The sequence below is a fragment of the Streptomyces sp. NBC_01750 genome, assembly GCF_035918095.1.
Taxonomy (GTDB): Bacteria; Actinomycetota; Actinomycetes; order Streptomycetales; family Streptomycetaceae; genus Streptomyces.
The window spans coordinates 3,258,437-3,282,405 of the sequence record NZ_CP109137.1; the positions used below are offsets into that span (position 1 = coordinate 3,258,437).

20 protein-coding genes are annotated in these 23,969 nt (G+C 69.8%); 16 read left to right on the forward strand and 4 right to left on the reverse strand.

Going from position 1 to position 23,969, the window contains the following annotated elements:
• Positions 1-81: 81 nt before the first annotated feature.
• The 3 genes from OG966_RS14540 to OG966_RS14550 are packed head-to-tail and all read left to right on the forward strand — an operon-like array spanning position 82 to position 3,132.
• Positions 82-1,239, forward strand: coding sequence for an acyl-CoA dehydrogenase family protein (locus OG966_RS14540; protein ID WP_326650032.1), 1,158 nt, complete (start codon positions 82-84; stop codon positions 1,237-1,239).
• Positions 1,240-1,258: 19 nt separating this feature from the next.
• A complete protein-coding gene (gene tesB, locus OG966_RS14545; protein ID WP_326650033.1) occupies positions 1,259-2,131 on the forward strand; it encodes an acyl-CoA thioesterase II in 873 nt (290 codons plus the stop codon).
• A gap of 20 nt (positions 2,132-2,151) precedes the next feature.
• Positions 2,152-3,132 (forward strand): cation diffusion facilitator family transporter, encoded by a 981-nt coding sequence (locus OG966_RS14550; protein ID WP_326650034.1) that lies wholly within the window; start codon positions 2,152-2,154, stop codon positions 3,130-3,132.
• Here the strand turns inward: OG966_RS14550 and OG966_RS14555 are convergent.
• Together OG966_RS14555 and OG966_RS14560 are read right to left on the reverse strand one after the other, a co-directional pair.
• Complete coding sequence (locus tag OG966_RS14555; protein ID WP_326650035.1) at positions 3,102-3,881, reverse strand: phosphatase; 780 nt, start codon at positions 3,879-3,881, stop codon at positions 3,102-3,104. The genes OG966_RS14550 and OG966_RS14555 overlap by 31 nt on opposite strands.
• Positions 3,882-3,982: 101 nt before the next feature.
• Positions 3,983-4,576, reverse strand: coding sequence for an SACE_7040 family transcriptional regulator (locus OG966_RS14560; RefSeq protein WP_326650036.1), 594 nt, complete (start codon positions 4,574-4,576; stop codon positions 3,983-3,985).
• 121 nt (positions 4,577-4,697) lie between these two features.
• Between OG966_RS14560 and OG966_RS14565 the strand changes: the two genes are divergently transcribed.
• The 10 genes from OG966_RS14565 to OG966_RS14610 all read left to right on the forward strand — a co-directional run bounded on the left by OG966_RS14565 (position 4,698) and on the right by OG966_RS14610 (position 17,898).
• Positions 4,698-6,314, forward strand: coding sequence for a carboxyl transferase domain-containing protein (locus OG966_RS14565; protein ID WP_326650037.1), 1,617 nt, complete (start codon positions 4,698-4,700; stop codon positions 6,312-6,314).
• 8 nt (positions 6,315-6,322) lie between these two features.
• Complete coding sequence (locus tag OG966_RS14570) at positions 6,323-8,341, forward strand: acetyl/propionyl/methylcrotonyl-CoA carboxylase subunit alpha (RefSeq protein ID WP_326650038.1); 2,019 nt, start codon at positions 6,323-6,325, stop codon at positions 8,339-8,341.
• On the forward strand, positions 8,338-9,279 hold the full coding sequence (locus tag OG966_RS14575) for a hydroxymethylglutaryl-CoA lyase (RefSeq protein WP_326650039.1): 942 nt from the start codon (positions 8,338-8,340) through the stop codon (positions 9,277-9,279). Before OG966_RS14570 ends, OG966_RS14575 begins: the two co-directional genes overlap by 4 nt.
• A gap of 2 nt (positions 9,280-9,281) precedes the next feature.
• Positions 9,282-10,442 (forward strand): acyl-CoA dehydrogenase family protein, encoded by a 1,161-nt coding sequence (locus tag OG966_RS14580; RefSeq protein WP_326650040.1) that lies wholly within the window; start codon positions 9,282-9,284, stop codon positions 10,440-10,442.
• A gap of 201 nt (positions 10,443-10,643) precedes the next feature.
• The gene (locus OG966_RS14585) at positions 10,644-11,669 is read left to right on the forward strand and encodes an ABC transporter substrate-binding protein (RefSeq protein ID WP_326650041.1); all 1,026 of its coding nucleotides are present in this window, start codon (positions 10,644-10,646) and stop codon (positions 11,667-11,669) included.
• A 2-nt stretch (positions 11,670-11,671) separates the two neighbouring features.
• Positions 11,672-12,607 carry a siderophore-interacting protein gene (locus OG966_RS14590; protein ID WP_326650042.1) on the forward strand — a complete coding sequence of 312 codons (936 nt, stop codon included), beginning with the start codon at positions 11,672-11,674 and terminating at the stop codon, positions 12,605-12,607.
• A gap of 147 nt (positions 12,608-12,754) precedes the next feature.
• Complete coding sequence (locus tag OG966_RS14595; RefSeq protein ID WP_326650043.1) at positions 12,755-14,260, forward strand: pyridoxal phosphate-dependent decarboxylase family protein; 1,506 nt, start codon at positions 12,755-12,757, stop codon at positions 14,258-14,260.
• Positions 14,244-15,551 carry a lysine N(6)-hydroxylase/L-ornithine N(5)-oxygenase family protein gene (locus tag OG966_RS14600; RefSeq protein WP_326650044.1) on the forward strand — a complete coding sequence of 436 codons (1,308 nt, stop codon included), beginning with the start codon at positions 14,244-14,246 and terminating at the stop codon, positions 15,549-15,551. Before OG966_RS14595 ends, OG966_RS14600 begins: the two co-directional genes overlap by 17 nt.
• Positions 15,548-16,120 (forward strand): GNAT family N-acetyltransferase, encoded by a 573-nt coding sequence (locus OG966_RS14605; protein ID WP_326650045.1) that lies wholly within the window; start codon positions 15,548-15,550, stop codon positions 16,118-16,120. The genes OG966_RS14600 and OG966_RS14605 overlap by 4 nt, the downstream gene beginning before the upstream one ends.
• Entirely contained in the window at positions 16,117-17,898 is a 1,782-nt protein-coding gene (locus tag OG966_RS14610; protein WP_326650046.1) for an IucA/IucC family protein, read from the forward strand. Before OG966_RS14605 ends, OG966_RS14610 begins: the two co-directional genes overlap by 4 nt.
• A gap of 297 nt (positions 17,899-18,195) precedes the next feature.
• Here the strand turns inward: OG966_RS14610 and OG966_RS14615 are convergent, their stop codons facing one another.
• Entirely contained in the window at positions 18,196-19,803 is a 1,608-nt protein-coding gene (locus OG966_RS14615) for a beta-N-acetylhexosaminidase (RefSeq protein WP_326650047.1), read from the reverse strand.
• A gap of 325 nt (positions 19,804-20,128) precedes the next feature.
• On the opposite strand from OG966_RS14615, the gene OG966_RS14620 reads away from it, so the two are divergent.
• From OG966_RS14620 to glmS, 3 genes are all read left to right on the forward strand, one after another.
• Positions 20,129-21,013, forward strand: a complete 885-nt coding sequence (locus tag OG966_RS14620; RefSeq protein WP_326650048.1) for a DUF4429 domain-containing protein — start codon at positions 20,129-20,131, stop codon at positions 21,011-21,013.
• Positions 21,014-21,079: 66 nt separating this feature from the next.
• Entirely contained in the window at positions 21,080-21,367 is a 288-nt protein-coding gene (locus OG966_RS14625; protein ID WP_406731962.1) for a hypothetical protein, read from the forward strand.
• Positions 21,368-21,412: 45 nt separating this feature from the next.
• Complete coding sequence (gene glmS, locus OG966_RS14630; RefSeq protein WP_326650049.1) at positions 21,413-23,230, forward strand: glutamine--fructose-6-phosphate transaminase (isomerizing); 1,818 nt, start codon at positions 21,413-21,415, stop codon at positions 23,228-23,230.
• A gap of 140 nt (positions 23,231-23,370) precedes the next feature.
• Here the strand turns inward: glmS and OG966_RS14635 are convergent, their stop codons facing one another.
• On the reverse strand, positions 23,371-23,943 hold the full coding sequence (locus OG966_RS14635; RefSeq protein ID WP_326650050.1) for an acetate uptake transporter: 573 nt from the start codon (positions 23,941-23,943) through the stop codon (positions 23,371-23,373).
• Between the last annotated feature and the right edge of the window lie 26 nt (positions 23,944-23,969).

Consider the following 23,969-nt stretch of genomic DNA (forward strand, 5'->3'; position numbering starts at 1 on the left):
CACCATGTGAGCAACCACGATGGCGGTGAACCACCTCCGCGAGAGCGGCGGCGGTCAGCCACAAAGGGAAGGGGGCGTCCCGTGCGCCGTACCGTTTTCAACGAGGACCACGAGGCGTTCCGCGAGACCATCCGCGCGTTCATCGAGGCCGAGGTCGTGCCCGTCTACGACGAGTGGTTCGCCGCCGGCCAGGCGCCCCGCGACTTCTACTACAAGCTCGGCGAGCTGGGCGTCTTCGGCATCCGGGTCGACGAGGAGTTCGGCGGCGCCGGCATCGAGTCGCACAAGTACGAGGCCGTGATGTACGAGGAGACGGCCCGCGCGGGCGTCAACTTCGGCGGCTCCGGCGTGCATGTGCTGCTCGCCCTGCCGTACATCCAGATGCTGGCCACCGACGAGCAGAAGAAGCGCTACCTGGAGAAGTTCGTCACCGGCGAGGAGATGTGGGCGCTGGCGATGACCGAGCCGGGCACCGGTTCCGACGTCGCGGGCATGAAGACCACCGCCAAGCTCTCGGAGGACGGCACGCACTACGTCCTCAACGGCGCCAAGACCTTCATCACCGGTGGTGTGCACGCCGACCGCGTGATCGTGTGCGCCCGCACCTCCGCCCCGCGCGAGGACGACCGCCGCTTCGGCATCTCCCTCTTCGCGGTGGACACCAAGTCCGAGGGCTACTCCGTCGGCCGCAAGCTGGACAAGCTCGGCCTGAAGACCTCCGACACCGCCGAGCTCGCCTTCGTCGACGTCAAGGTCCCGGCCGAGGACCTGCTCGGCGAGGAGAACAAGGGCTTCTACTACCTCGGCGCGAACCTTCCCTCCGAGCGCTGGGGCATCGCGTTCGGCGCGTACGCGCAGGCCAAGGCCGCCGTCCGGTTCGCCCAGCAGTACGTGCAGGACCGGACGGTCTTCGGCAAGCCGGTCGCGCACTTCCAGAACACCAAGTTCGAGCTGGCCGCCTGCCAGGCCGAGGTGGACGCCGCCGAGGCCGTGGCCGACCGCGCGCTGGAGGCTCTGGACGCGGGCGAACTCACGCCCGCCGAAGCCGCGTCCGCGAAGCTGTTCTGCACCGAGGTCGCCCACCGCGTCATCGACAAGTGCCTCCAGCTGCACGGCGGCTACGGCTACATGAACGAGTACCCGATCGCCCGTCTCTACGCCGACAACCGCGTCAACCGCATCTACGGCGGCACCAGCGAGGTCATGAAGTCGATCATCGCCAAGTCCATGGGCCTGTAAGGACAGTTACCTTCCTCCCATGAGCTCAGCACTTGACGACCTGCTCGATCTGCTCGACCTGGAGCAGATCGAGCAGGACATCTTCCGGGGCCGGTCCCGCTCCGCCCTCGTGCCGCGCGTCTTCGGCGGACAGGTCGCGGCCCAGGCACTCGTCGCCGCGGGCCGCACCGTCCCCGAGGACCGCACGGCCCACTCCCTGCACGCGTACTTCCTGCGCATGGGCGACCCGGACGCGCCGATCGTCTACACGGTCGACCGCATCCGCGACGGCCGCTCGTTCACCACGCGCCGGGTCGTCGCCGTCCAGTACGGACAGCCGATCTTCCATCTCTCCGCGTCCTTCCAGACGTACGAGGAGGGACTCGAGCACCAGGCGGCGATGCCGTCGGCGCCCGCCCCGGAGACCCTGCCGACGGCGGCCGAGATCCTGCCGCGGTACGCGGGCGACTTCGTCGACCCCGGCACCGTGGAGCGGCTGCTCGAAGCACGGGCCGCGGTCGATCTGCGCTATGTCGACGCTCCGCCGTACGGCAGCGTGGGCAAGCCGCGCGAGCCGCGCTCACAGGTGTGGTTCCGGGCGAACGGCAAGCTCGCGGACGACCCGCTGCTCCATGTCTGCCTCGCCACGTACGTCTCCGACATGACGCTGCTCGACTCGGTCCTCCTGGCACACGGCCGCGGCGGCTGGGCCGTCGGCGACGTGGTCGGCGCCTCGCTCGACCACGCGATGTGGTTCCACCGGCCCTTCAGGGCCGACGAGTGGCTGCTGTACGACCAGGAGTCACCGTCGGCGTCCGGCGGGCGGGGCCTCGGCCAGGCGCGGATCTACACCCAGGACGGGCGGCTTGCCATCTCCGTCATCCAGGAAGGCGTCGTTCGCGTACCCCACTGATCGGACATACGGTCCGGTACATGAGCGAACAGCCTGCGAGCACGAGCGAACAGCCTGCGAGCACAGGTGAGAGCACCTCCACGGTGATCGTCGCGGCGGTGGCGAATCTCGGCATCGCCGTGGCGAAGGCCGTCGCCGGCGTGATCAGCGGCTCCAGCGCCATGCTCTCCGAGGCGGCGCACTCGGTGGCCGACACGGTCACCGAACTGCTGCTGCTCACCTCCCTCGAGCGGAGTGCGAAGCCGGCCGACGAGGACCACCCGCTCGGCTACGGCCCCGAGCGCTACATCTGGGCGCTGCTCGCTGCCGTCGCGACGTTCGTCGGCGGCGCGGTCTTCTCCGTCTACGACGGCGTCCACACCCTCACCCACGGCGAGAATCCGGGCGATCCGCTCGTCTCGTACATCGTGCTCGGCGTCGCCTTCCTGCTGGAGGGCTACTCGCTGCGTACGGGCGTCCGGCAGGTCCGCGCCGACGCCGCCCGGCTGGGGGTGCCGGCCGGCCGCTATCTGCGGCTGACCCCCGACACCGCGGTCAAGGCGGTCGTCCTGGAGGACACCGCGGCGCTGGCGGGTCTGCTGCTCGCGGCCGGCGGACTGCTCGGCGCCCAGTTGACGGGTTCCGGCGTCTGGGACGGTGTCGCGTCGGTCCTGATCGGCGTGCTGCTGGTGTTCGTGGCCTGGGTACTGGGCCGCAGCAACGCCCAGCTGCTGATCGGCCGCCCGCTCCCCGAACCGGTGCGCGAAGCCGTACGAGAGGAGATCCTCACGGTCCCGCACATTGTGGACGTGCTGGAGCTGACCACCATCATCCAGGGCCCGGCCGAGGTCCTGATCGCCGCGAAGGTCGACTTCCGGGACGCCTCGAGCGCCCGGCAGGTCGAGTGGGCGTGCGAGGAGGCGGAGGAGCAGCTGCGGGAGCGCTTCCCGGCGATCCGTCGGGTGTATCTGGATCCGACACCGGGCCTCGGTCAGGAGAGGCCGGCCGCGTCCAGCAGGTAGGCGGTCATCGGGTCGTAGAAGCGCGGATCGGTGACATGGTCGTCGAGCGGGACGGTCACCTGGAGGGTGCCCTCCGCCTCACCGATGAACAGCGCCGGGTCATTGGAGTCCGCGTATCCGACGGAGTCGAGACCGCGCTGCCCCGCGCACCCGGCCCAGCCGTGGTCGGCCACCACCAGATCGGGCAGCTCGCGGCCCTCCCGCTCGAGCCCGTCGAGGATCGCGGCCATGGGCGCCGGTGAGTGGGTGTGCCACAGGGTCGCGCCGCGCTCCAGCATCGCGACGTCCGCGAACTGGAAGACCATGCCTTCGTCGGCCGTCAGCCCGCCCGGAATCCGTACGATCTCGCAGCCGGCGGCCCGCAGTGCGTCGGCGGTCTGTCTGTGCACATCCAGCAGCCCACCCGGGTGACCGGTCGCGAAGAGCACCCGCTGCCGCCCGGCGACAGCCTTGCGCAGCCGGGCCGCCATCCGCTCCAGGGCGTCGACGGTGAGCTCCGGGTCGATGGTGTCCTGGCCCTGCCGGTGCCCCGGATCGTCACTGACACCGCACCGCTCGGCCATGACAGCCAGCACGTCCTGCTCATCGGTCCAGCGGTCGCCGAGCTCGAGACCCAGCCAGTAGTGCCGGTCGCCGTTGGCGAGCTTGCGGTAGTGGGAAAGGTTGTTGTCGCGGGGCGTGGCGACGTCTCCGGCGATACGTGAGCGGACGAGGTGGTCGACGAGGGCGGCGCGGCTGGGTATCGGCATGAGCCCCATTGTGCCGTCAGGGGCACGGACGATGCCCGCTGTCCCGAACGCTGGACGCACCCGGCCGATGACCTGCGGCGGCCGCGCGCGGCGCGGTGCCTTCAGACCGTCAGTGACGCGAACGCCCCGTGGGCCAGGCGCCGCAGCAGTGTCTCCGTCGCCGCCCGGCCGGGCAGGCCGCTGCCGTACGAGCCGAGGTGCGGCGTCGAGTTGAGCAGACCGAACACCGCGTGGACGGCCACCCGGGCCTCCGACTCGGGGACCTCCGGATGCAGTTCCCGTACCGCCGCGACCCACAGCTCGACGTACTGCCGCTGCAGCTGCCGCACCAGCTTGCGGTCGCTGTCTCGCAGCCGGTCCAGCTCACGGTCGTGGAGGGTGATCAGCGGGCGGTCGTCGAGCGCGAAGTCGATGTGCCCGTCGATGAGGGCGGCGAGCAGCGCCCGGGGGTCGGCCTCGGCCTCCTCCACCCGTAGCCGGCCGCCGCTCAGCAGCCGTTCGCTGATGCCCACGAGCAGTTCGGCGAGCATGGCGTCCTTGCCCGCGAAGTGCCGGTAGAGACCGGGGCCACTGATGCCGACGGCAGCCCCTATCTCGTCGACGCCGACGCCGTGGAAGCCGCGCTCGGCGAAGAGGCGGGCGGCCTCCTTGAGGATCTGCTCGCGGCGCTTCGGGGCGTCCGTCCTGGTGCTCATGGCATTGATTCTAGACAAGGCTGTTAGCGCTCGTTAACCTGGTGGAAACGCGTTAACGCTCATTAACTGATCCTCGTACGGAAGCGACAACGGAGTCGTACGGGCAAGGGGGCTCAAGACGATGCAGCAGGCACCCGTGCTGGCGAGCGCGGCAGACCCCGCCTCGGCGGCCTGGCAGGCCAACGAGGCGGCGCACCAGGAGCTCGCCGACGGTCTGCGCGGCCGGCTGGCGGCAGCCCGCCTCGGCGGCGGCGAGAAGGCCCGCGCCCGGCACACGGCGCGCGGGAAGCTGCTGCCGCGCGACCGTGTGGACACCCTCCTCGACCCGGGCTCGCCCTTCCTGGAGCTCGCGCCGCTCGCGGCGGAGGGGATGTACGGCGGGCAGGCCCCGGCCGCCGGAGTGATCGCCGGTATCGGGCGGGTCAGCGGCCGCGAGGTCGTCGTCGTCGCCAATGACGCCACGGTCAAGGGCGGCACCTACTACCCGATGACGGTCAAGAAGCACCTGCGCGCCCAGGAGGTGGCGCTGGAGAACCGCCTGCCCTGTGTGTATCTGGTGGACTCGGGCGGCGCCTTCCTGCCCATGCAGGACGAGGTCTTCCCGGACCGCGAGCACTTCGGGCGGATCTTCTACAACCAGGCGCGGATGTCCGGCGCGCGCATCCCGCAGATCGCGGCGGTGCTCGGCTCCTGCACGGCCGGCGGGGCGTACGTCCCGGCGATGAGCGACGAAGCCGTCATCGTTCGCGGCCAGGGCACGATCTTCCTTGGCGGTCCGCCCCTGGTGAAGGCCGCGACCGGCGAGGTCGTCACGGCGGAGGAGCTGGGCGGCGGCGAGGTCCACTCCCGGATCTCCGGCGTCACCGACCATCTCGCCGAGGACGACGCGCACGCGCTGCGGATCGTACGGAACATCGTGGCTACGCTCCCCGAGCGCGGCCCGCTCCCCTGGTCGGTCAAGCCTGCCGAGGAGCCGAAGGTGGACCCCGCCGGGCTGTACGGCGCGGTGCCGGTGGACTCCCGCACTCCCTATGACGTACGCGAAGTGATCGCCCGGATCGTGGACGCCTCCCGGTTCGCGGAGTTCAAGTCGGAGTTCGGCACGACGCTGATCACCGGCTTCGCCCGGATCCACGGTCACCCGGTCGGCATCGTCGCCAACAACGGCATCCTGTTCTCCGAATCCGCCCAGAAGGGCGCGCACTTCATCGAGCTGTGCGACCAGCGCGGTATCCCGCTGCTCTTCCTGCAGAACATCTCGGGCTTCATGGTCGGCCGGGACTACGAGGCGGGCGGCATCGCCAAGCACGGCGCGAAGATGGTCACGGCCGTGGCCTGCACCCGGGTGCCGAAGCTGACGGTCGTCGTCGGCGGCTCGTACGGCGCGGGGAACTACTCGATGTGCGGCAGGGCCTACTCCCCGCGCTTTCTGTGGATGTGGCCGAACGCCAAGATCTCGGTGATGGGCGGCGAGCAGGCCGCTTCGGTGCTGGCGACGGTCAAGCGCGACCAGCTCGAGGGCCGGGGCGAGGTGTGGCCCGCCGCCGAGGAGGAGGCCTTCAAGGAGCCGATCCGCGCGCAGTACGAGCAGCAGGGCAACGCCTACTACGCCACGGCACGGCTGTGGGACGACGGCGTGATCGACCCGATGGAGACCCGGCAGGTGCTGGGTCTGGCCCTGACCGCGTGTGCCAACGCCCCGCTGGGTGAGCCCGGCTTCGGCGTCTTCCGGATGTGAGGACCTCCATGTTCAGCACTGTCCTGGTCGCCAACCGAGGCGAGATCGCGGTACGGGTCATCCGCACCCTGCGCGCGATGGGCATCCGATCGGTCGCCGTCTTCAGTGACGCGGACGCGGACGCGCGGCACGTACGGGAGGCGGACACGGCGGTCCGTATCGGCCCCGCGCCCGCGGCGGAGAGCTATCTCTGCGTGGAGCGCCTGCTGGAGGCCGCGGCCCGGACCGGCGCCGAGGCGGTCCACCCGGGCTACGGCTTCCTCGCCGAGAACGCGGGCTTCGCGCAGGCCTGCGCCGACGCCGGCCTGGTCTTCATCGGCCCGTCGGCCTCGGCGATCTCGTTGATGGGCGACAAGATCCGCGCGAAGGAGACGGTGCAGGCGGCCGGCGTCCCGGTGGTGCCCGGCTCCTCCGGGTCCGGACTGACGGACGATCAACTGGCGGCTGCCGCCAGAGAGATCGGTATGCCGGTGCTGCTGAAGCCGTCGGCGGGCGGCGGCGGCAAGGGTATGCGGCTCACCCGGGTCGAGTCCGCGCTGCTCGAGGAGATCGCGGCGGCCCGCCGCGAGGCGCGTGCCTCCTTCGGTGACGACACACTGCTGGTGGAACGGTGGATCGACCGGCCCCGGCATATCGAGATCCAGGTCCTGGCGGACGGTCACGGCCAGGTGGTCCACCTCGGCGAGCGTGAGTGCTCGTTGCAGCGCCGCCACCAGAAGATCATCGAGGAGGCGCCGAGCGTCCTGCTGGACGAGAAGACCCGGGCCGCGATGGGCGAGGCGGCGGTCCAGGCGGCCCGCTCGTGCGGCTACCGGGGCGCAGGCACCGTGGAGTTCATCGTCCCGGGCCACGACCCGTCCGCGTACTACTTCATGGAGATGAACACCCGCCTCCAGGTCGAGCACCCGGTGACGGAGTTCGTCACCGGCCTGGATCTGGTGGAGTGGCAACTGCGGGTCGCGGCGGGCGAACAACTGCCTTTCGCGCAGGAGGACATCAGCCTCACCGGCCACGCGGTCGAGGCCCGTATCTGCGCCGAGGACCCCGCACGCGGCTTCCTGCCCTCGGGCGGCACGGTCCTCGCGCTGCACGAGCCGCAGGGCGACGGGGTGCGCACCGACTCGGGCCTGTCCGAGGGCACGGAGGTCGGCAGCCTGTACGACCCGATGCTGTCGAAGGTCATCGCGTACGGCCCCGACCGCCCGACCGCCCTGCGCAAACTGCGCGCGGCTCTCGCCGGCACGGTCACCCTCGGCGTCCCGACGAACGCGGGCTTCCTGCGCCGACTGCTGGCCCACGAATCGGTCGTCTCCGGCGACCTGGACACGGGCCTGGTGGAGCGTGAGGCGGACGACCTGGTCCCGGAAGGTGTCCCGGACGAGGTGTACGCGGCAGCCGCGGCGGTACGGCTCGCCGGGCCGGCCCCGCAGCGGGGTGCGGGCTGGGTGGACCCCTTCTCGGTGTCGAACGCCTGGCGCCTGGGCGGCACCCCCGCCTGGACGGTCCATGACTTCCGTGTTCCCGGCCACGATCCGGTGCAGCTGCGCACGCGCACGGTGGCCGGAGCCACGGAAATCGCGCTCGGCGAAGCCGCGGCTGCGGCCGGTGCGGAGCTGCCGGGCCGGTGGTCCGGCGCCCGGCTCGTGGCGCTCGAGCCCGGGCGGGTGACGGTCGAACTCGACGGCGTCACCCACACCTTCCACCGCTCCGGCAGCTGGCTCGGCCGGGACGGCGACAGCTGGCACGTGCTGGACCACGACCCGGTGGAGGCCTCTCTCAGCGGCGCCGCGCACGCCGGCGCCGACACCCTGGCGGCACCGATGCCGGGCACCGTCACCGTGGTGAAGGTCGCCGTCGGGGACGAGGTCGACGCGGGCCAGAGTCTGCTGGTCGTCGAGGCGATGAAGATGGAGCACGTCATCTCCGCCCCGCATGCCGGCACCGTCACGGAACTGGACGTCACACCCGGCTCGACCGTCGCCATGGACCAGATCCTGGCGGTCGTCACCCCGAGGGAGGAAGCATGACCGACGGGCTGCCCATGGCCGTTCCCGTGCAGGATCTGCCGCCCCGCGTCCGCATCCACGAGGTCGGTGCCCGCGACGGGCTGCAGAACGAGAAGACGGTCGTTCCGACCGAGGTCAAGGCCGAGTTCATCCACCGGCTCGCCGACGCCGGTCTGGCCACGATCGAGGCGACCAGCTTCGTCCACCCCAAGTGGGTGCCCCAACTCGCCGACGCCGAGCAGCTGTTCCCCCTGCTCGGCGACATCGAAGGCGTCGCGCTGCCCGTCCTCGTACCGAACGAACGCGGGCTCGAGCGGGCTACGGCCCTCGGTGCGCGCCGGATCGCCGTGTTCGGATCGGCGACCGAGACCTTCGCGCAGCGCAATCTCAACCGCACTGTCGACGAGTCGCTGGCGATGTTCGAGCCGGTCGTCGCCAAGGCCCGCGCCGACAAGATCCATGTCCGCGGCTATCTCTCCATGTGCTTCGGCGACCCGTGGGAGGGCCCGGTCCCCGTCCACCAGGTAGTCCGGGTCGCCAAGCGGCTGATGGACCTCGGCTGCGACGAACTGAGCCTCGGCGACACCATCGGCGTGGCCACGCCGGGCCATGTGCAGAACCTGCTCGCCGAGCTCAACGAGGAGGGCGTGCCCACCTCGGCGATCGGCGTGCACTTCCACGACACCTACGGCCAGGCCCTCGCCAACACCCTGGCCGCGCTCCAGCACGGTGTGACCACCGTGGACGCCTCCGCGGGCGGCCTCGGCGGCTGCCCGTACGCGAAGAGCGCGACCGGAAACCTCGCCACCGAAGACCTCGTGTGGATGCTCGACGGCCTCGGCATCGAATCCGGGGTCGACCTCGGCCGGCTCACCGCCACCAGCGTGTGGATGGCCGAACAGCTGGGCCGTCCCAGCCCGTCCCGCACCGTGCGTGCCCTCTCCCACAAGGAGTCGTAGCAATGTCGCTCGACCATCGCCTCACCCCTGAACACGAGGAACTGCGCCGCACCGTCGAGGCGTTCGCGCACGACGTCGTCGCGCCGAAGATCGGCGACTTCTACGAGCGCCATGAGTTCCCGTACGAGATCATCCGCGAGATGGGCCGTATGGGCCTGTTCGGACTGCCCTTCCCCGAGGAGTACGGCGGCATGGGTGGCGACTATCTCGCCCTCGGCATCGCCCTCGAGGAGCTGGCGCGCGTCGACTCGTCCGTCGCCATCACACTCGAGGCCGGCGTCTCGCTCGGCGCGATGCCGGTCTACCGCTTCGGCACGGATGAGCAGAAGCAGGAGTGGCTGCCGCGGCTCTGCTCGGGCGAGCTGCTCGGCGCGTTCGGGCTGACCGAGCCCGGCGCCGGCTCGGACGCGGGTGGCACGAGGACCACGGCCGTCCGGGACGGCGACGAGTGGGTCATCAACGGCTCCAAGTGCTTCATCACCAACTCCGGTACGGACATCACCGGTCTGGTGACGGTCACGGCGGTCACCGGCCGCACTTCCGACGGCAAGCCGCTGATCTCCTCGATCATCGTCCCGTCCGGCACTCCCGGCTTCACGGTCGCCGCGCCCTACTCCAAGGTCGGGTGGAACGCCTCGGACACGCGCGAACTCTCCTTCGACGGCGTCCGGGTGCCGCTCGCCAATCTGCTCGGCGAGGAGGGCCGCGGATACGCCCAGTTCCTGCGGATCCTCGACGAGGGCCGCATCGCGATCTCGGCACTGGCGACCGGACTCGCGCAGGGCTGTGTGGACGAGTCCGTGAAGTACGCCAAGGAGCGCCAGGCCTTCGGCCGGCCGATCGGCGCCAACCAGGCGATCCAGTTCAAGATCGCCGACATGGAGATGCGGGCGCACATGGCCCGGGTCGGCTGGCGGGACGCGGCCTCGCGTCTCGTCCAGGGCGAGCCGTTCAAGAAGGAGGCGGCGCTCGCCAAGCTGTACTCGTCGACCGTCGCCGTCGACAACGCCCGCGAGGCCACCCAGATCCATGGCGGCTACGGCTTCATGAACGAGTACCCGGTGGCCAGGATGTGGCGGGACTCCAAGATCCTGGAGATCGGCGAGGGTACGAGTGAGGTTCAACGGATGCTGATCGCAAGGGAGTTGGGCCTGTCAGGCTGATACGCGCGTGAACGGGGGGCGGCCTGGAAAGGGTCGCCCCCCTGCTGGCGTTCGGGCGCGGTTCCGGGCGGGCCGCGAGGTGTCCCCGACCCCGGCGTCCGCTTCGGGGCAGGCGCCCTCTGGACGGAAGCTAAGGTTAGGCTAACCTACCCTTCGAACTGCCCAGTGGCCGAATCGGCACGGACGAAAGCGGACATCATCATGCCCAACGCCCGCCCTTCCCATCTCACCCGTCGCGGTCTGCTCGCCGCGGGCGGCGCCCTCGGAATCGGCGCCGCGCTCGCCGCCTGCGGCAAGAGCGACGCCAAGGGCGGCTCGGGCAAGGCCGCCGAGAAGTCCGGCCCCTGGTCCTTCACCGACGACCGCGGTACGAAGGTCCGGCTGAAGACGACCCCGAGGAACATCGTCGCGTTCACCGGCACCGCCGCGGCGCTGTACGACTACGGCGTCGAGGTCAAGGGCGTCTTCGGCCCGACCAAGGGCAAGGACGGCAAGCCCGACGTCCAGGCCGGCGACCTCGACATCAACAAGGTCAAGATCATCGGCAATGTCTACGGCGAGTTCAACATCGAGCAGTACGCGGCCCTCAGCCCCGAGCTGCTGATCACCAACATGTGGGCCAAGGACGACCCGTGGTACGTTCCGCCGCAGTCCAAGGACAAGATCATGAAGCTGGCTCCCAGCGTGCTGCTGTGGGCGGCCGGGACCACGATGCAGAAGGCGCTGCAGCGCCACGCCGAGCTCGCCGAGTCCCTCGGCGGTGACGTCAAGGGCAAGCAGGCCGCTGCCGCCAAGGCCCGCTTCGAAAAGGCCGCGGCCCGGCTGCGCGCAGCCGCCAAGGCCAAGCCGGACATCAAGGTGCTCATCGGCTCCGCCAGCCAGGACCTCTTCTATGTCTCCGTGCCGAAGATGTCGGCCGACACCCTGTACTTCCAGGAACTGGGCGTGAAGTTCGTCGAGCCGAAGGCGAACGCCCAGGGCTTCTTCGAGGAGCTCAGCTGGGAGAACATCGGCAAGTACGGCGCCGACATCATCATCATGGACAACCGCTCCTCGGCCCTGCAGCCCGCCGCGCTCACCTCCAAGCCGACCTGGACCAAGCTGCCCGCGGTCAAGGCCGGTCAGGTCCTGCCGCGCGTCACCGAGCCGATCTACTCCTACGAGAAGTGCGCGCCGATCCTCGAGGACCTGGCCAAGGCCATCGAGACCGCGAAGAAGGTCGCCTGACCATGACGACTGCCGAGCCCGCCCCGTTCCGCTTCTTCGACCTTCAGGTGATACGGACCCGGCGGCTCGGCCCGTCCATGGTCCGCATCACCTTCGGGGGCGAGGACCTCAAGGACTTCGCCGCCGGAGGCCGCGACCAGTCCCTCTCGCTCTTCCTTCCCCAGCCCGGCCAGGACGCGCCCGTCGTTCCCGTCGACGCCGGTGACGGCAGCGCCGTCTTCGCCGCCTGGCGGGCGCTGCCGGACGATGTACGGGCCGTGATGCGCTCGTACACGGTGCGGGAGCAGCGCCGGCTCCCGGGCGAGGCGGGCGAGATGGACATCGACTTCGCGCTCCACGGTGCGACGTCGGACGCTGTGACATCGGATGCCGAGGCGGCGGACGTCGGGGCGGCGGACGTCGGACCGGCCTGCCGCTGGGCGAGCCGGGCGGCGCCGGGCCACCGCGTGATGGTGCTCGGTCCGGCCGTCGCCGACAACACCGCCGTACGCTGCCGGCCGCCCGAGGACACCGAGTGGGTGCTGATCTGGGCCGACGAGACGGCCCTGCCGGCCGCCGCGGCGATCCTCGAGTGGCTGCCGGCCCGCCTGAAGGCCCGGGTCTGGCTCGAGGTGCAGCACGGCGACGACCGCCAGGAGCTGAGGACCGCCGCCGACGCGCGGATCACCTGGCTGATACGGGACGAGGGCGCGCCGTCCGCTCTGGAGGCGGTCAGCGCCGCCGAGTTGCCCGAGGGCACGGCGTACGCCTGGATCGCGGGCGAGTCGGGCAGCGTGAAGGCGCTGCGCCGCCATCTCGTGCGTGACCGTGAACTCGACCGCCGACGCGTCACGTTCGTCGGCTACTGGAAGCGCGGCGTGAGCGAGGACGGCCTCCGCGAGGAGGCCGGGACCGCCGCGGCCGAGGAGACCGCGGAGTCCGAGTCCGCCGACGTGTGAACAACGCCATAACAGGTGCGCCCCGAGGGGGCGAGGGGCCATTGGTTGAGAAGTTAGGTTAGGCTAACCTTACTTCGATGCCGCCCCTCGCCCCCTCTTCCTGTCCTGAGTGGGCCGGCCAAGTCCCCGCATCAGGGAGGACATTGCATGCGCTCGCACCTGCTCAATGACGTAACGGCGGAGAGCTACCGGCGTTCCGTGACCGAAGGAGTCGAGCGGGTGGCGAACCGACTCGCCACAACCCGGCGGCCGTTCACCGGCGTGACCGCCGACGAGCTCGCTCCGCTGATCTCCGCGGTCGACCTCGACCAGCCGCTGGGCGACGCTTCCGCCGCCCTCGACGAGCTGGAGAAGGTCTATCTGCGCGACGCCGTCTACTTCCACCACCCGCGCTATCTCGGCCATCTCAACTGCCCGGTCGTCATCCCGGCCGTCCTCGCCGAGGCCGTGCTCTCCGCGGTCAACTCCTCGCTCGACACCTGGGACCAGAGCGCCGGCGGCACCCTCATCGAGCGCCGCCTCATCGACTGGACCGCGCAGCGGATCGGCCTCGGACCCGCGGCCGACGGCGTCTTCACCAGCGGCGGCACCCAGTCCAACCTCCAGGCGCTGCTGCTCGCCCGCCAGGAGGCCAAGACCGCGGATCTCGCGAAACTGCGCATCTTCTCCTCCGAGTGCAGCCACTTCAGCGTGCAGAAATCGGCGACACTGCTCGGGCTCGGACCGGACGCCGTCGTCTCGATTCCCGTCGACCGCAACAAGCGGATGCAGACGGTGAGCCTCGCCGCCGAGCTGGAGCGCTGCGCCCGTGAGGGCCTGGTCCCGATGGCCGTCGTCGCGACCGCCGGCACCACCGACTTCGGCTCCATCGACCCGCTGCCCGAGATCGCCGAGCTGGCCGAGCAGTACGGGACATGGATGCATGTGGACGCCGCCTACGGCTGCGGACTACTGGCCTCCCGCACCCGCCGCCGGCTCCTCGACGGCATCGAGCACGCCGACTCGGTCACTGTGGACTACCACAAGTCCTTCTTCCAGCCGGTGAGTTCCTCCGCCGTGCTGGTGCGGGACGGAGCCACGCTCAGGCACGCCACGTACCACGCGGACTACCTCAACCCGCGGCCCACCGTCGAGATGGGGGCACTCCCCCTGGCTGCGTCGCCGGGGGGACCCCCGCCCGGGCCCGGAGGCCTACAGGCGAACGTCCCCAACCAGGTCGACAAATCCCTGCAGACCACGCGCCGCTTCGACGCGCTCAAGCTGTGGATGACGCTGCGGGTGATGGGCGCCGACGGCGTCGGACAGCTCTTCGACGAGGTCTGCGACCTGGCCGCCGCCGGCTGGGAGCTGCTCGCCGCCGACCCGCGCTTCGACGTCGTCGTGCAGCCGCAGCTGTCCACCCTGGTCTACCGCTACATCCCCGGGTCCGCAGCCGGCCCCACCGAGATCGACCGGGCCAATCTCCATGCCCGTAAGGCGCTGTTCGCGTCCGGCGAGGCCGTGGTCGCCGGCACCAAGGTCGGCGGCCGTCAGTACCTGAAGTTCACCCTGCTCAACCCCGAGACCACCACCGATGACATCGCCGCCGTACTCGATCTGATCGCCGGCCATGCCGAGCAGTACCTGGGAGAGAACCTTGTCCAAGCCTCTTGAGCCCCGTGAGTCTCTGGAGCCCCGCGAGTCTCTTGAGCCTCTTGATTTCATCGGCATCGGGCTCGGGCCCTTCAATCTCGGCCTCGCCTGCCTCACCGAGCCGATAGCCGAACTCAGCGGCCTGTTCCTGGAGTCCAAGCCGGACTTCGAGTGGCACTCGGGGATGTTCCTCGAAGGCGCCCACCTCCAGACGCCGTTCCTGTCGGACCTGGTCACGCTGGCCGATCCGACCTCCCCGTACTCCTTCCTCAACTATCTGAAGGAATCAGGGCGGCTGTACTCCTTCTACATCCGCGAGAACTTCTATCCGCTGCGGACCGAGTACAACGACTACTGCCGCTGGGCCGCCGCCAAGCTCAGCTCCGTCCGCTACAGCACCACGGTGACGCGGGTCGAGTACGCGACCGAGGACGAGGTGTACGACGTCCACACCGCCGGCGGCGAGCGGTTCAGCGCCCGCCGCATCGTCCTGGGCACCGGCACCCCGCCCTTCATACCCGAGTCCTGCCGGGACCTCGGCGGCGACTTCCTGCACAACTCGCGCTACCTCGACCACAAGGAGGCGCTGCAGCAGAAGGAGTCGATCACCCTCGTCGGCAGCGGGCAGAGCGCCGCGGAGATCTACTACGACCTGCTCTCCGAGATCGACGTGCACGGCTACCGCCTGAACTGGGTCACGCGCTCGCCGCGGTTCTTCCCGCTGGAGTACACCAAGCTCACGCTGGAGATGACGTCACCGGAGTACATCGACTACTTCCACGCGCTGCCGGAAGCGACCCGCTACAGACTCGAGTCGCAGCAGAAGGGTCTGTTCAAGGGCATCGACTCGGAGCTGATCGACTCGATCTTCGATCTGCTCTACCAGAAGAATCTCAAGGGGCCGGTCCCGACCCGGCTGCTCACCAACGCGGCGCTGCACAGCGCGCGTTACGAGGACGGCGGCTACACCCTCGGGCTGCGCCAGGAGGAACAGGTCAAGGACTTCGAGCTGACCACCGAGGGCCTGATCCTGGCCACCGGCTACCGCTACGCCGCCCCCGCATTCCTCCAGCCCGTCAGCGACCGGATCCGCCGGGACGGTCAGGGCCGCTTCGACGTCGCCCGCAACTACTCCATCGACACCGCGGGGCGCGAGATCTTCCTGCAGAACGCTGCCGTGCACACGCACTCCATCACCTCGCCCGACCTGGGCATGGGTGCGTACCGCAACGCCTACATCATCGGCGAGCTGCTCGGATCCGAGTACTACCCCGTCGAAAAGTCCATCGCGTTCCAGGAGTTCGCCGTATGACGTTCACCGTCCGCCCTCTTGACCCTTCCCCCGACTTCGCCGGGGAGACCTCTGTCTCCGACTGCGAGCTGGTGCACGGCTGGGTCACCCACCCCAAGGCCGCCTTCTGGCTGATGCAGGACGCGAAACTGCAGGACGTCGAGCGCGAGTACATGGCGATAGCCGCACATGAGCACCACGACGCCTTCATCGGGCTCAGCGACGGGATCCCCGTCTTCCTGATGGAGCGCTACGACCCGGCGCACGTCGAGCTGCAAGGTCTTTACGACGCCGAGCCCGGCGATGTCGGTATGCACTTCCTGGTCGCGCCGACCGACACGCCGGTGCACGGCTTCACCCTCGAGGTGATCACCTCGGTGATGGAGACGCTGTTCGCGGACCCGGCCACCCGGCGCGTCGTCGTCGAGCCGGACGTACACAACAAAGCGGTCCACGCGCTCAACGATGCCGTCGGCTTCGAGATCGCGGCCCGGGTCGAGAAGCCGGAGAAAGACGCCTACCTGAGCTTCTGCACACGGGAGCAGTTTCTGAACAGCCGCGGCGCGGCTGCCCGGGGAGTGACCCGATGAGCCTCATCGGCGCCGTATCGCATCTGACGCCCGAACTGTGGGAACAGTCCAACCGGCTGCTCATCCGCAAAGCGCTGGCAGAGTTCTCCCACGAACGGCTGCTGGTCCCCGAGTCGCTCGGCGAGGACCACTACCGCGTTCTCAGCGACGACTCCGCCACCGAGTACCGCTTCTCCGCGCGCCGGTTCGCGCTCGACCACTGGCAGGTCTTCGCCGACTCCATCAGCCGGCACCGGGACGGCTCCCGGCAGCCGCTCGACGCGCTCGAGTTCTTCATCGAACTGCGCGGCGCGCTCGGTCTGAGCGACGAGATCCTGCCGGTCTATCTGGAGGAGATCTCCTCCACGCTCTCCGGTACGGCGTTCAAGCTCAGCAAGAAGCCGGTGACCTCCGCCGAGCTGGCCACGGCCGGGTTCCAGGCGATCGAGACGGGGATGACCGAGGGCCATCCCTGCTTCGTCGCCAACAACGGCCGCCTCGGCTTCGGAGTGCACGAGTACCTTTCCTACGCCCCCGAGACCGCGAGCGAGGTGCGCCTCGTCTGGCTCGCCGCCCGCCGCGATGTCGCCACCTTCACTGCGGGAGCGGGACTCGACTACGAGTCGCTGGTCCGCGCCGAGCTCGGGGAAGCCGCACTCGCCCGCGTCGGCCGCCGGCTCAGCGACCTCGGCCTCGACCTCGCCGACTACTTCCTGCTGCCCGTCCACCCCTGGCAGTGGTGGAACAAGCTCTCCGTCACCTTCGCCGCCGAAGTCGCCCAGCAGCGCCTGGTCTGCCTGGGAGCGGGCGACGACGACTACCTCGCCCAGCAGTCGATCCGTACCTTCTTCAATACGAGCGACCCGGCCAAGCACTACGTCAAAACCGCGCTCTCCGTCGTCAACATGGGCTTCATGCGGGGCCTTTCGGCCGCGTACATGGAGGCGACGCCCGCGATCAACGACTGGCTCGCCGCTCTGATCGACAGCGACGAGGTCTTCAAGGCGGCCCGCTTCTCGATCATCAGGGAGCGGGCGGCGATCGGCTACCACCACCGCCAGTACGAGCGGGCGACCGACCGCTACTCGCCGTACCGCAAGATGCTGGCCGCGCTCTGGCGCGAGAGCCCGGTGCCCTCGCTGGGGGACGGCGAGCGGTTGGCCACCATGGCGTCGTTGCTCCATGTCGACCATGCGGGCGCCTCGTTCGCGGGTGCGCTGATCGACGAGTCGAGCCTCGCCCCGGCCGCGTGGCTGCGCCGCTATCTGGACGCGTACCTCACACCCGTACTGCACAGCTTCTACGCCTACGACCTGGTGTTCATGCCGCACGGCGAGAACGTCATCCTCGTCATCGGCGAGGACGGCACGGTCCAGCGGGCGATCTTCAAGGACATCGCCGAGGAGATCGCGGTGATGGACCCGGACGCGGTGCTGCCGCCCGCCGTCGAGCGGATCCGCGCGGACGTGCCCGAGGACATGAAGCTGCTGTCGATCTTCACGGATGTCTTCGACTGCTTCCTCCGCTTCCTGGGCGCCGCGCTGGCGGACGAGGGGCGGCTGGACGAGGAGACGTTCTGGCGGACGGTCGCCGAGTCCGTCACCGGCTACCAGAAGTCGGTCCCGCAGCTGGCCGACAGGTTCCAGGAGTACGACATGTTCGCGGGCGAGTTCGCGCTCTCCTGCCTCAACCGGCTCCAGTTGCGCAACAACGAGCAGATGGTGGACCTCGCCGACCCGGCCGGTGCGCTCCAGCTCATCGGCACGCTGGAGAACCCCATCGCGCGGTTCTCCCACTAGCGGTTCTCCCACTGGACGGGCGGGCGCCCGCGACCACGGTCCCTCGCGGGTTCCCGTCCCTTTTTTTGGGGCAGGCACCCAAGGCAGGCCCCGCATCACCCTGAGCTGGAGCCGAGCCCGCCGCCGATCTCCCGGCCCGGACTGCGGGTCTCGTCCAGGATCCGGCGCACGAGGCCGACCACGCCGGCGTTGCCGCCCAGGCCGTTGTCGAGCTGGGCCGCCAGTGCGGACTCCGTCCCGGTCGGCTGCCGGGACGGAGGGGCCGATATCCGCGGGTCGCCCGCGATGTCCGCGAGGTCAGCCCGAAGGCCAGGGCACCTGCGGCGAGCGGTAGAAGTCGATCCCCAGCGCCGCCATCCGCGGCCCCTGCGCCGCCAGCCGCACCTTGTACGCCTCCCAGTCGTGCGTGGCTGCCGGTGACCACCCCAGCTCCGCAACCCCCGGCAGCCTCGGGAAGGCCATGAACTCGATGTGGTCGCTGGTGGAGATCGTCTCCGACCAGAGCGGCGCCTCGACACCCGCGACCGCCGATGCGGGCGCGCCCGGCAGATACGTCGCCGGGTCCCAGTCGTAGGCGCGCCGCACCTCCACAAAGCCGGCCCAGCCCAGGCCGAGCGGGGTGTCCTTGTTGTACTTCATGTCGAGGTAGACCCGGTCGGCGGGCGACAGGATCAGCCCGGTGCCGTTCCGCGCGGCCCGCGCGACCTGCGCCTTCTCGGCGTCGCTCGTGTCGTCCAGGCCCCAGTACTGGGCCAGCGCTCCCTTCGCCGGTGCGGCGCCGGTCAGCTGATGCCAGCCGACCACGGTCTTCCCGTACCTGGCGACGATCGGCTGCACCTTGTCCATGAACGCCACATAGTCGGCGTGGCTGGTGGAGTGGGCCTCGTCGCCGCCGATGTGGAGGTATTCGCCGGGGGTGAGTGCGGCCAGCTCACGTATCACGTCGTCCACGAAGCCGTACGTCACGGGCTTGGGCACGCAGAGCGAGCTGAAGCCGACGTCGGTGCCGGTGTAGAGGGGCGGCGCGACGCCGGAGCAGTTCAGCTCGGCGTACGAGGCGAGTGCCGCGTTCGTGTGTCCCGGCATGTCGATCTCGGGAACGACCTCCAGATAGCGCGAGGCGGCGTGGTCGAGGATCCCCTGGTAGTCCTTCTTTGTGTAGTGACCGCCGCGTCCGCCGCCGACCTGGGTGGAGCCGCCGTACGTGGCCAGACGCGGCCAGGAGTCGACGGCGATCCGCCAGCCCTGGTCGTCGGAGAGATGCAGATGCAGTTTGTTGATCTTGTAGAGCGCCAGTTGGTCGATATAGCGCTTGACCTGGTCGACGGTGAAGAAGTGCCGTGAGACGTCGAGCATCGCGCCTCGGTAGGCGTACCGCGGGGTGTCGGTGATGGTGCCGCCCGCGACCTTCCACGGCCCCTTCTGTCTGCTGTCCTTCTCCACCGAGGCCGGCAGCAGCTGCCGCAGCGTCTGGACGGCGTGGAAGAGACCGGCGGGCTTGCGGGCGGTGAGGGTGACCGAGCCGCGCGAGGACTCCAGCCGGTAGCCCTCCTCGCCCAGGCCCTGGTCCCGCGGGCTGAGCCGCAACCGGATGCCGCCCGGGAGGTGGTCCTCGGTGACGGGCAGGGCGTAGCCGGTGGACGGCCGCAGGATCCGGGCGAGGTACATGCCGATCTGCCGCGCCTCGCGGGAGTGGTCGTCGACGCGGATGCGGGTCGACGGGGTGAGGGTGTACGGCGCACCCCCCGGCTGCACGGAGGCGGGGGCGGGGACGATCTGCCCGAGCGGCCGGACGGCGGGGGCCGGTCCCGTGCCCGCGGGCACGGCCCCGACGCTGGAGACGCCTGCCGCCACGACGAGCAGGAGCGAACCGAACAGACGGGGAAACGTTCTGGGCTGACTCACAGGCTGGGTCCCTTCGACGGGCGTCGCAACTGTGGTGCTGAGCAACCGAACGGCAGTCATCATGCGTACCGCGAGCCCCAACTCCGGTCAAGGTGTAGACCACTTACTCGCCGCGCGAATGAAGAAATCCCCGCACGGCGGCTGTGCCACCCCGGGGGACAACCCCCGGCCCCCGGCCAAGACTCCACCCGCCCACCGCACGCCACACCCCGGTGCGAGAATCCCCCGCACGGCGGCTGTGCCACCCCGGGGGACAACCCCCGGACCCCCGGCCAGGACTCCACCCGCCCACCGCACGCCACACCCCGGTGCGAGAATCCCCCGCATGGCGGAAATCATCCAGAAGGACGGCACTTGGACCTTCGACGGGGACACGGTGCGCATCGTGCCCGGCAGCGACAAAGGCGTGAGCCTGCTGCGCAAGACCCTCGGTGAAGTCGCCGTACCCCTGGCGGCGCTCGCCGGGATCTCCTTCGAGCCCGGGAAGAAGTCGGGACGGCTGCGACTGCGGCTGCGCAACGGCGCCGATCCGCTCCTCCAGATCACCGGCGGCAAGCTGGAGGACAGTTCCGACCCCTACCGGCTGACCGTGGAGAACGACCGGACCGGTGTCGCCGAGTACTTCGTCGACGAGGTGCGCAACGCCCTGCTGCTCGACCAGGTGGAGACCAGCCCTGTCGCCGGCTATCTGCTGCCCGGGCCCGCCCTCCCGATCACCGTCGGCGCGGGCGACGGCACCGCCACCTTCGACGGGGAGCGGATCCGTCTGGAGTGGAACTGGAAGACCGAGGAGTCCAAGTCCTCGGGCGGCGCGCGCACGCTCGCGCTCGAGGATGTGGAGTCGGTGGAGTGGCTGCCCTCCGTCGGCCTGGAGAACGGCTATCTGCGCTTCGCCGTGGCCAAGGCCCCGACGAAGGCCCCGCCCAAGTACGACCCGCACGCCGTGGAGCTGTGGGGCTTCCGCAAGGACCCGCTGATGGCGCTGGTCGCGGCGGCCGTGGTGGCCCGTATGCCGCATCCGTACGCCCCCGCGCCCGTCGGCATTCCCCCGCAGCTCGTGGCGGGCGCGGGCGCGCCCGCCACGCCGTCCGGCGACGATCATGACGCGCTGCTGCGCCGACTGCGTGAACTGGGCGAGCTGCGTCAGGCCGGGATACTGACGGACGAGGAGTTCGCGACCGCCAAACAGGCCGTTCTGAAGCGCCTCTGAGTGACATGTGCCCGGAATCGGGCAGAATTCTTGCAAACACCGTAGGCCACCCCGCAATATCTACGGGTGCTCGAACCTCGCCAGCCCAATCGTCTGTCACACGACGAGCTCATCGACCATCTGGTGCGCAGCACCGCGCTCCAGCGCGGTGAGGCAGCCCGGGTGGTGCTCGACGTGCTGGCGTACTTCGACGAGAAGACCGAGGAATTCGTCCGCCGACGCCACCGCGAGCTGCAGTCCGGTGGCCTGGCGAACACGGAGATCTTCGAGCGGATCGCGGCCGAAATGCCGCACCGCGCCGTGGCGCCGCCGGAGCTCTCGCTCCGCCAGCTGCGCCGCATCGTCTACGGCTGACCGGGCGACCGGGCACACCACTGATCTATGGAGGGGCAAGACTTTATGTGTGGAATTGTCGGTTACATCGGCAAGCGTGACGTGGCACCGCTGCTGCTGGAGGGCCTGCAGCGGCTGGAGTACCGGGGATACGACTCCGCGGGCATCGTGATCACCAGCCCCAAGTCCACCGGGCTGAAGATGGTCAAGGCCAAGGGCCGGGTCCGTGACCTGGAGGCCCGTGTCCCCAAGCGCTTCGCCGGCACCACCGGCATCGCCCACACCCGCTGGGCCACCCATGGCGCCCCGAGTGACGAGAACGCCCACCCCCACCTCGACCCCGAGAACAAGGTCGCGATCGTCCACAACGGCATCATCGACAACGCCTCCGAGCTGCGCGCCAAGCTCGTCGCCGACGGCGTCGTCTTCCTCTCCGAGACGGACACCGAGGTGCTGACCCACCTCATCGCCCGCTCCCAGGCCGAGACCCTGGAGGAGAAGGTCCGCCAGGCGCTGAAGGTGGTCGAGGGCACCTACGGCATCGCCGTGATGCACGCCGACTTCAACGACCGCATCGTCGTCGCCCGCAACGGCTCCCCGGTCGTCCTCGGCATCGGCGAGAAGGAGATGTTCGTCGCCTCCGACGTCGCCGCGCTGGTCGCCCACACCCGCCAGATCGTCACCCTGGACGACGGCGAGATGGCCACCCTGAAGGCCGACGACTTCCGGACCTACACCACCGAGGGTTCGCGGACGACGGCCACGCCGACCACCGTGGAGTGGGAGGCCGAGTCGTACGACATGGGCGGCCACGACACGTACATGCACAAGGAGATCTCCGAGCAGGCCGACGCCGTGGACCGCGTGCTGCGCGGCCGCATCGACGACCGGTTCTCCACCGTGCACCTGGGCGGCCTCAACCTGGACGCGCGTGAGGCGCGCGGCGTGCGCCGGATCAAGATCCTCGGCTGCGGCACCTCGTACCACGCCGGCATGATCGGCGCCGGGCTGATCGAGGGCCTCGCCCGCATCCCCGCGGACGCCGAGCCGGCCTCCGAGTTCCGCTACCGCAACCCGGTCGTGGACCCCGACACCCTCTACATCGCGGTCTCCCAGTCGGGTGAGACGTACGACGTACTCGCCGCCGTCCAGGAGCTCAAGCGCAAGGGCGCTCGCGTCCTCGGCGTGGTGAACGTCGTCGGCTCGGCGATCGCCCGCGAGGCCGACGGCGGTGTGTACGTCCACGCCGGTCCGGAGGTCTGCGTCGTCTCCACCAAGTGCTTCACCAACACCGTGGTCGCCTTCGCGCTGCTGGCCCTGCACCTCGGCCGCATCCGCGACCTTTCCGTCACCGACGGCAAGCGGATCATCGAGGGCCTGCGCAGGCTGCCCGAGCAGATCAGCGAGATCCTCGAGTCCGAGGCCGAGATCAAGAAGCTGGCCGAGGAGTACGCGGGCGCCAAGTCGATGATGTTCATCGGCCGCGTGCGCGGCTACCCGGTGGCGCTGGAGGCCTCCCTGAAGCTCAAGGAGATCTCCTACATCCACGCCGAGGCGTACCCGGCCTCGGAGCTCAAGCACGGTCCGCTGGCGCTGATCGAGCCGGCGCTGCCGACGGTCGCGATCGTGCCGGACGACGACCTGCTGGAGAAGAACCGCGCCGCCCTGGAGGAGATCAAGGCCCGCAGCGGCAAGATCCTCGCGGTCGCGCACCGCGAGCAGGAGAAGGCCGACCACACCATCGTCGTACCGAAGAACGAGCATGAGCTGGACCCGATCCTGATGGGCATCCCGCTCCAGCTGTTCGCGTACCACACGGCGCTGGCCATGGGACGTGACATCGACAAGCCGCGCAACCTGGCGAAGTCCGTCACGGTCGAGTAGTCGAGCCGTTCGGCCCGGGACACAGCTGCCCGGGACGCAGACGGACACAGGCGGTCCCCCCGCGCGTTGCCACCGATACGCGCGGGGGGACCGCCTTTTCGTAAGCCGGTGCAGCCCTTGGGCACCGGCTTGTGGCTGCCTCAGCCGGTGGCCGTCACTCCCCGGCCGGCAGCGCGTCCCGAGAACGTGGGCCACTTGGCGAGTGCGGCCGTCGCGCCGTACCAGGCCGCCAGACCCCCGACCGCGCCGACCCAGCCGCCCGCCTTCGCCAGCCCGTCGTTCTCCGCGAAGGAGGCGATGCCGAGCAGCAGCAGCGAGACGAACAGCAGCCCGTACACACCCTGTCCGAACATTCCGCTCCCCGCGGACGCGGCTGTCAGGGTCAGTGCGAGCAGCGCCCACAGCAGGAGGAAGAGCCCGGCCGCCTCGGCGGACACCTCGGTGCCGACGCCGGTGCCCCAGGTGAACCAGAAGGCGCCGAGGCCCGAGAACGCCGTGCCCGTACCGGCGTTGCCCGCGCGGAACTCGAGCAGGCCGGCGATGAAGAGCGCGACCCCGCCGACCCAGGTGGCGAGTGAGGAGGCATCGGCCGCCGTGACATTGTCGATCACACCGGTGTTGCCGACGCCGAAGGCCAGCAGGGTGAGTCCGAGGGCGAGATGACCGAGAGTCGAAGTAGAAGTAGCGCTTCCCGCAGAGACGTCGTTGTCCACGGCGGGCTCCCTTCGTGTCCTGTGAA

Excerpts from the sequence above, each read along its gene's own strand:
- tesB (WP_326650033.1), top strand. The coding sequence starts at position 1,259 with ATGAGCTCAGCACTTGACGACCTGCTCGATCTGCTCGACCTGGAGCAG.
- OG966_RS14550 (WP_326650034.1), top strand. The coding sequence starts at position 2,152 with ATGAGCGAACAGCCTGCGAGCACGAGCGAACAGCCTGCGAGCACAGGT.
- OG966_RS14555 (WP_326650035.1), bottom strand. The coding sequence starts at position 3,881 with ATGCCGATACCCAGCCGCGCCGCCCTCGTCGACCACCTCGTCCGCTCA.
- OG966_RS14560 (WP_326650036.1), bottom strand. The coding sequence starts at position 4,576 with ATGAGCACCAGGACGGACGCCCCGAAGCGCCGCGAGCAGATCCTCAAG.
- OG966_RS14565 (WP_326650037.1), top strand. The coding sequence starts at position 4,698 with ATGCAGCAGGCACCCGTGCTGGCGAGCGCGGCAGACCCCGCCTCGGCG.
- OG966_RS14570 (WP_326650038.1), top strand. The coding sequence starts at position 6,323 with ATGTTCAGCACTGTCCTGGTCGCCAACCGAGGCGAGATCGCGGTACGG.
- OG966_RS14575 (WP_326650039.1), top strand. The coding sequence starts at position 8,338 with ATGACCGACGGGCTGCCCATGGCCGTTCCCGTGCAGGATCTGCCGCCC.
- OG966_RS14580 (WP_326650040.1), top strand. The coding sequence starts at position 9,282 with ATGTCGCTCGACCATCGCCTCACCCCTGAACACGAGGAACTGCGCCGC.
- OG966_RS14585 (WP_326650041.1), top strand. The coding sequence starts at position 10,644 with ATGCCCAACGCCCGCCCTTCCCATCTCACCCGTCGCGGTCTGCTCGCC.
- OG966_RS14590 (WP_326650042.1), top strand. The coding sequence starts at position 11,672 with ATGACGACTGCCGAGCCCGCCCCGTTCCGCTTCTTCGACCTTCAGGTG.
- OG966_RS14595 (WP_326650043.1), top strand. The coding sequence starts at position 12,755 with ATGCGCTCGCACCTGCTCAATGACGTAACGGCGGAGAGCTACCGGCGT.
- OG966_RS14605 (WP_326650045.1), top strand. The coding sequence starts at position 15,548 with ATGACGTTCACCGTCCGCCCTCTTGACCCTTCCCCCGACTTCGCCGGG.
- OG966_RS14610 (WP_326650046.1), top strand. The coding sequence starts at position 16,117 with ATGAGCCTCATCGGCGCCGTATCGCATCTGACGCCCGAACTGTGGGAA.
- OG966_RS14620 (WP_326650048.1), top strand. The coding sequence starts at position 20,129 with ATGGCGGAAATCATCCAGAAGGACGGCACTTGGACCTTCGACGGGGAC.
- glmS (WP_326650049.1), top strand. The coding sequence starts at position 21,413 with ATGTGTGGAATTGTCGGTTACATCGGCAAGCGTGACGTGGCACCGCTG.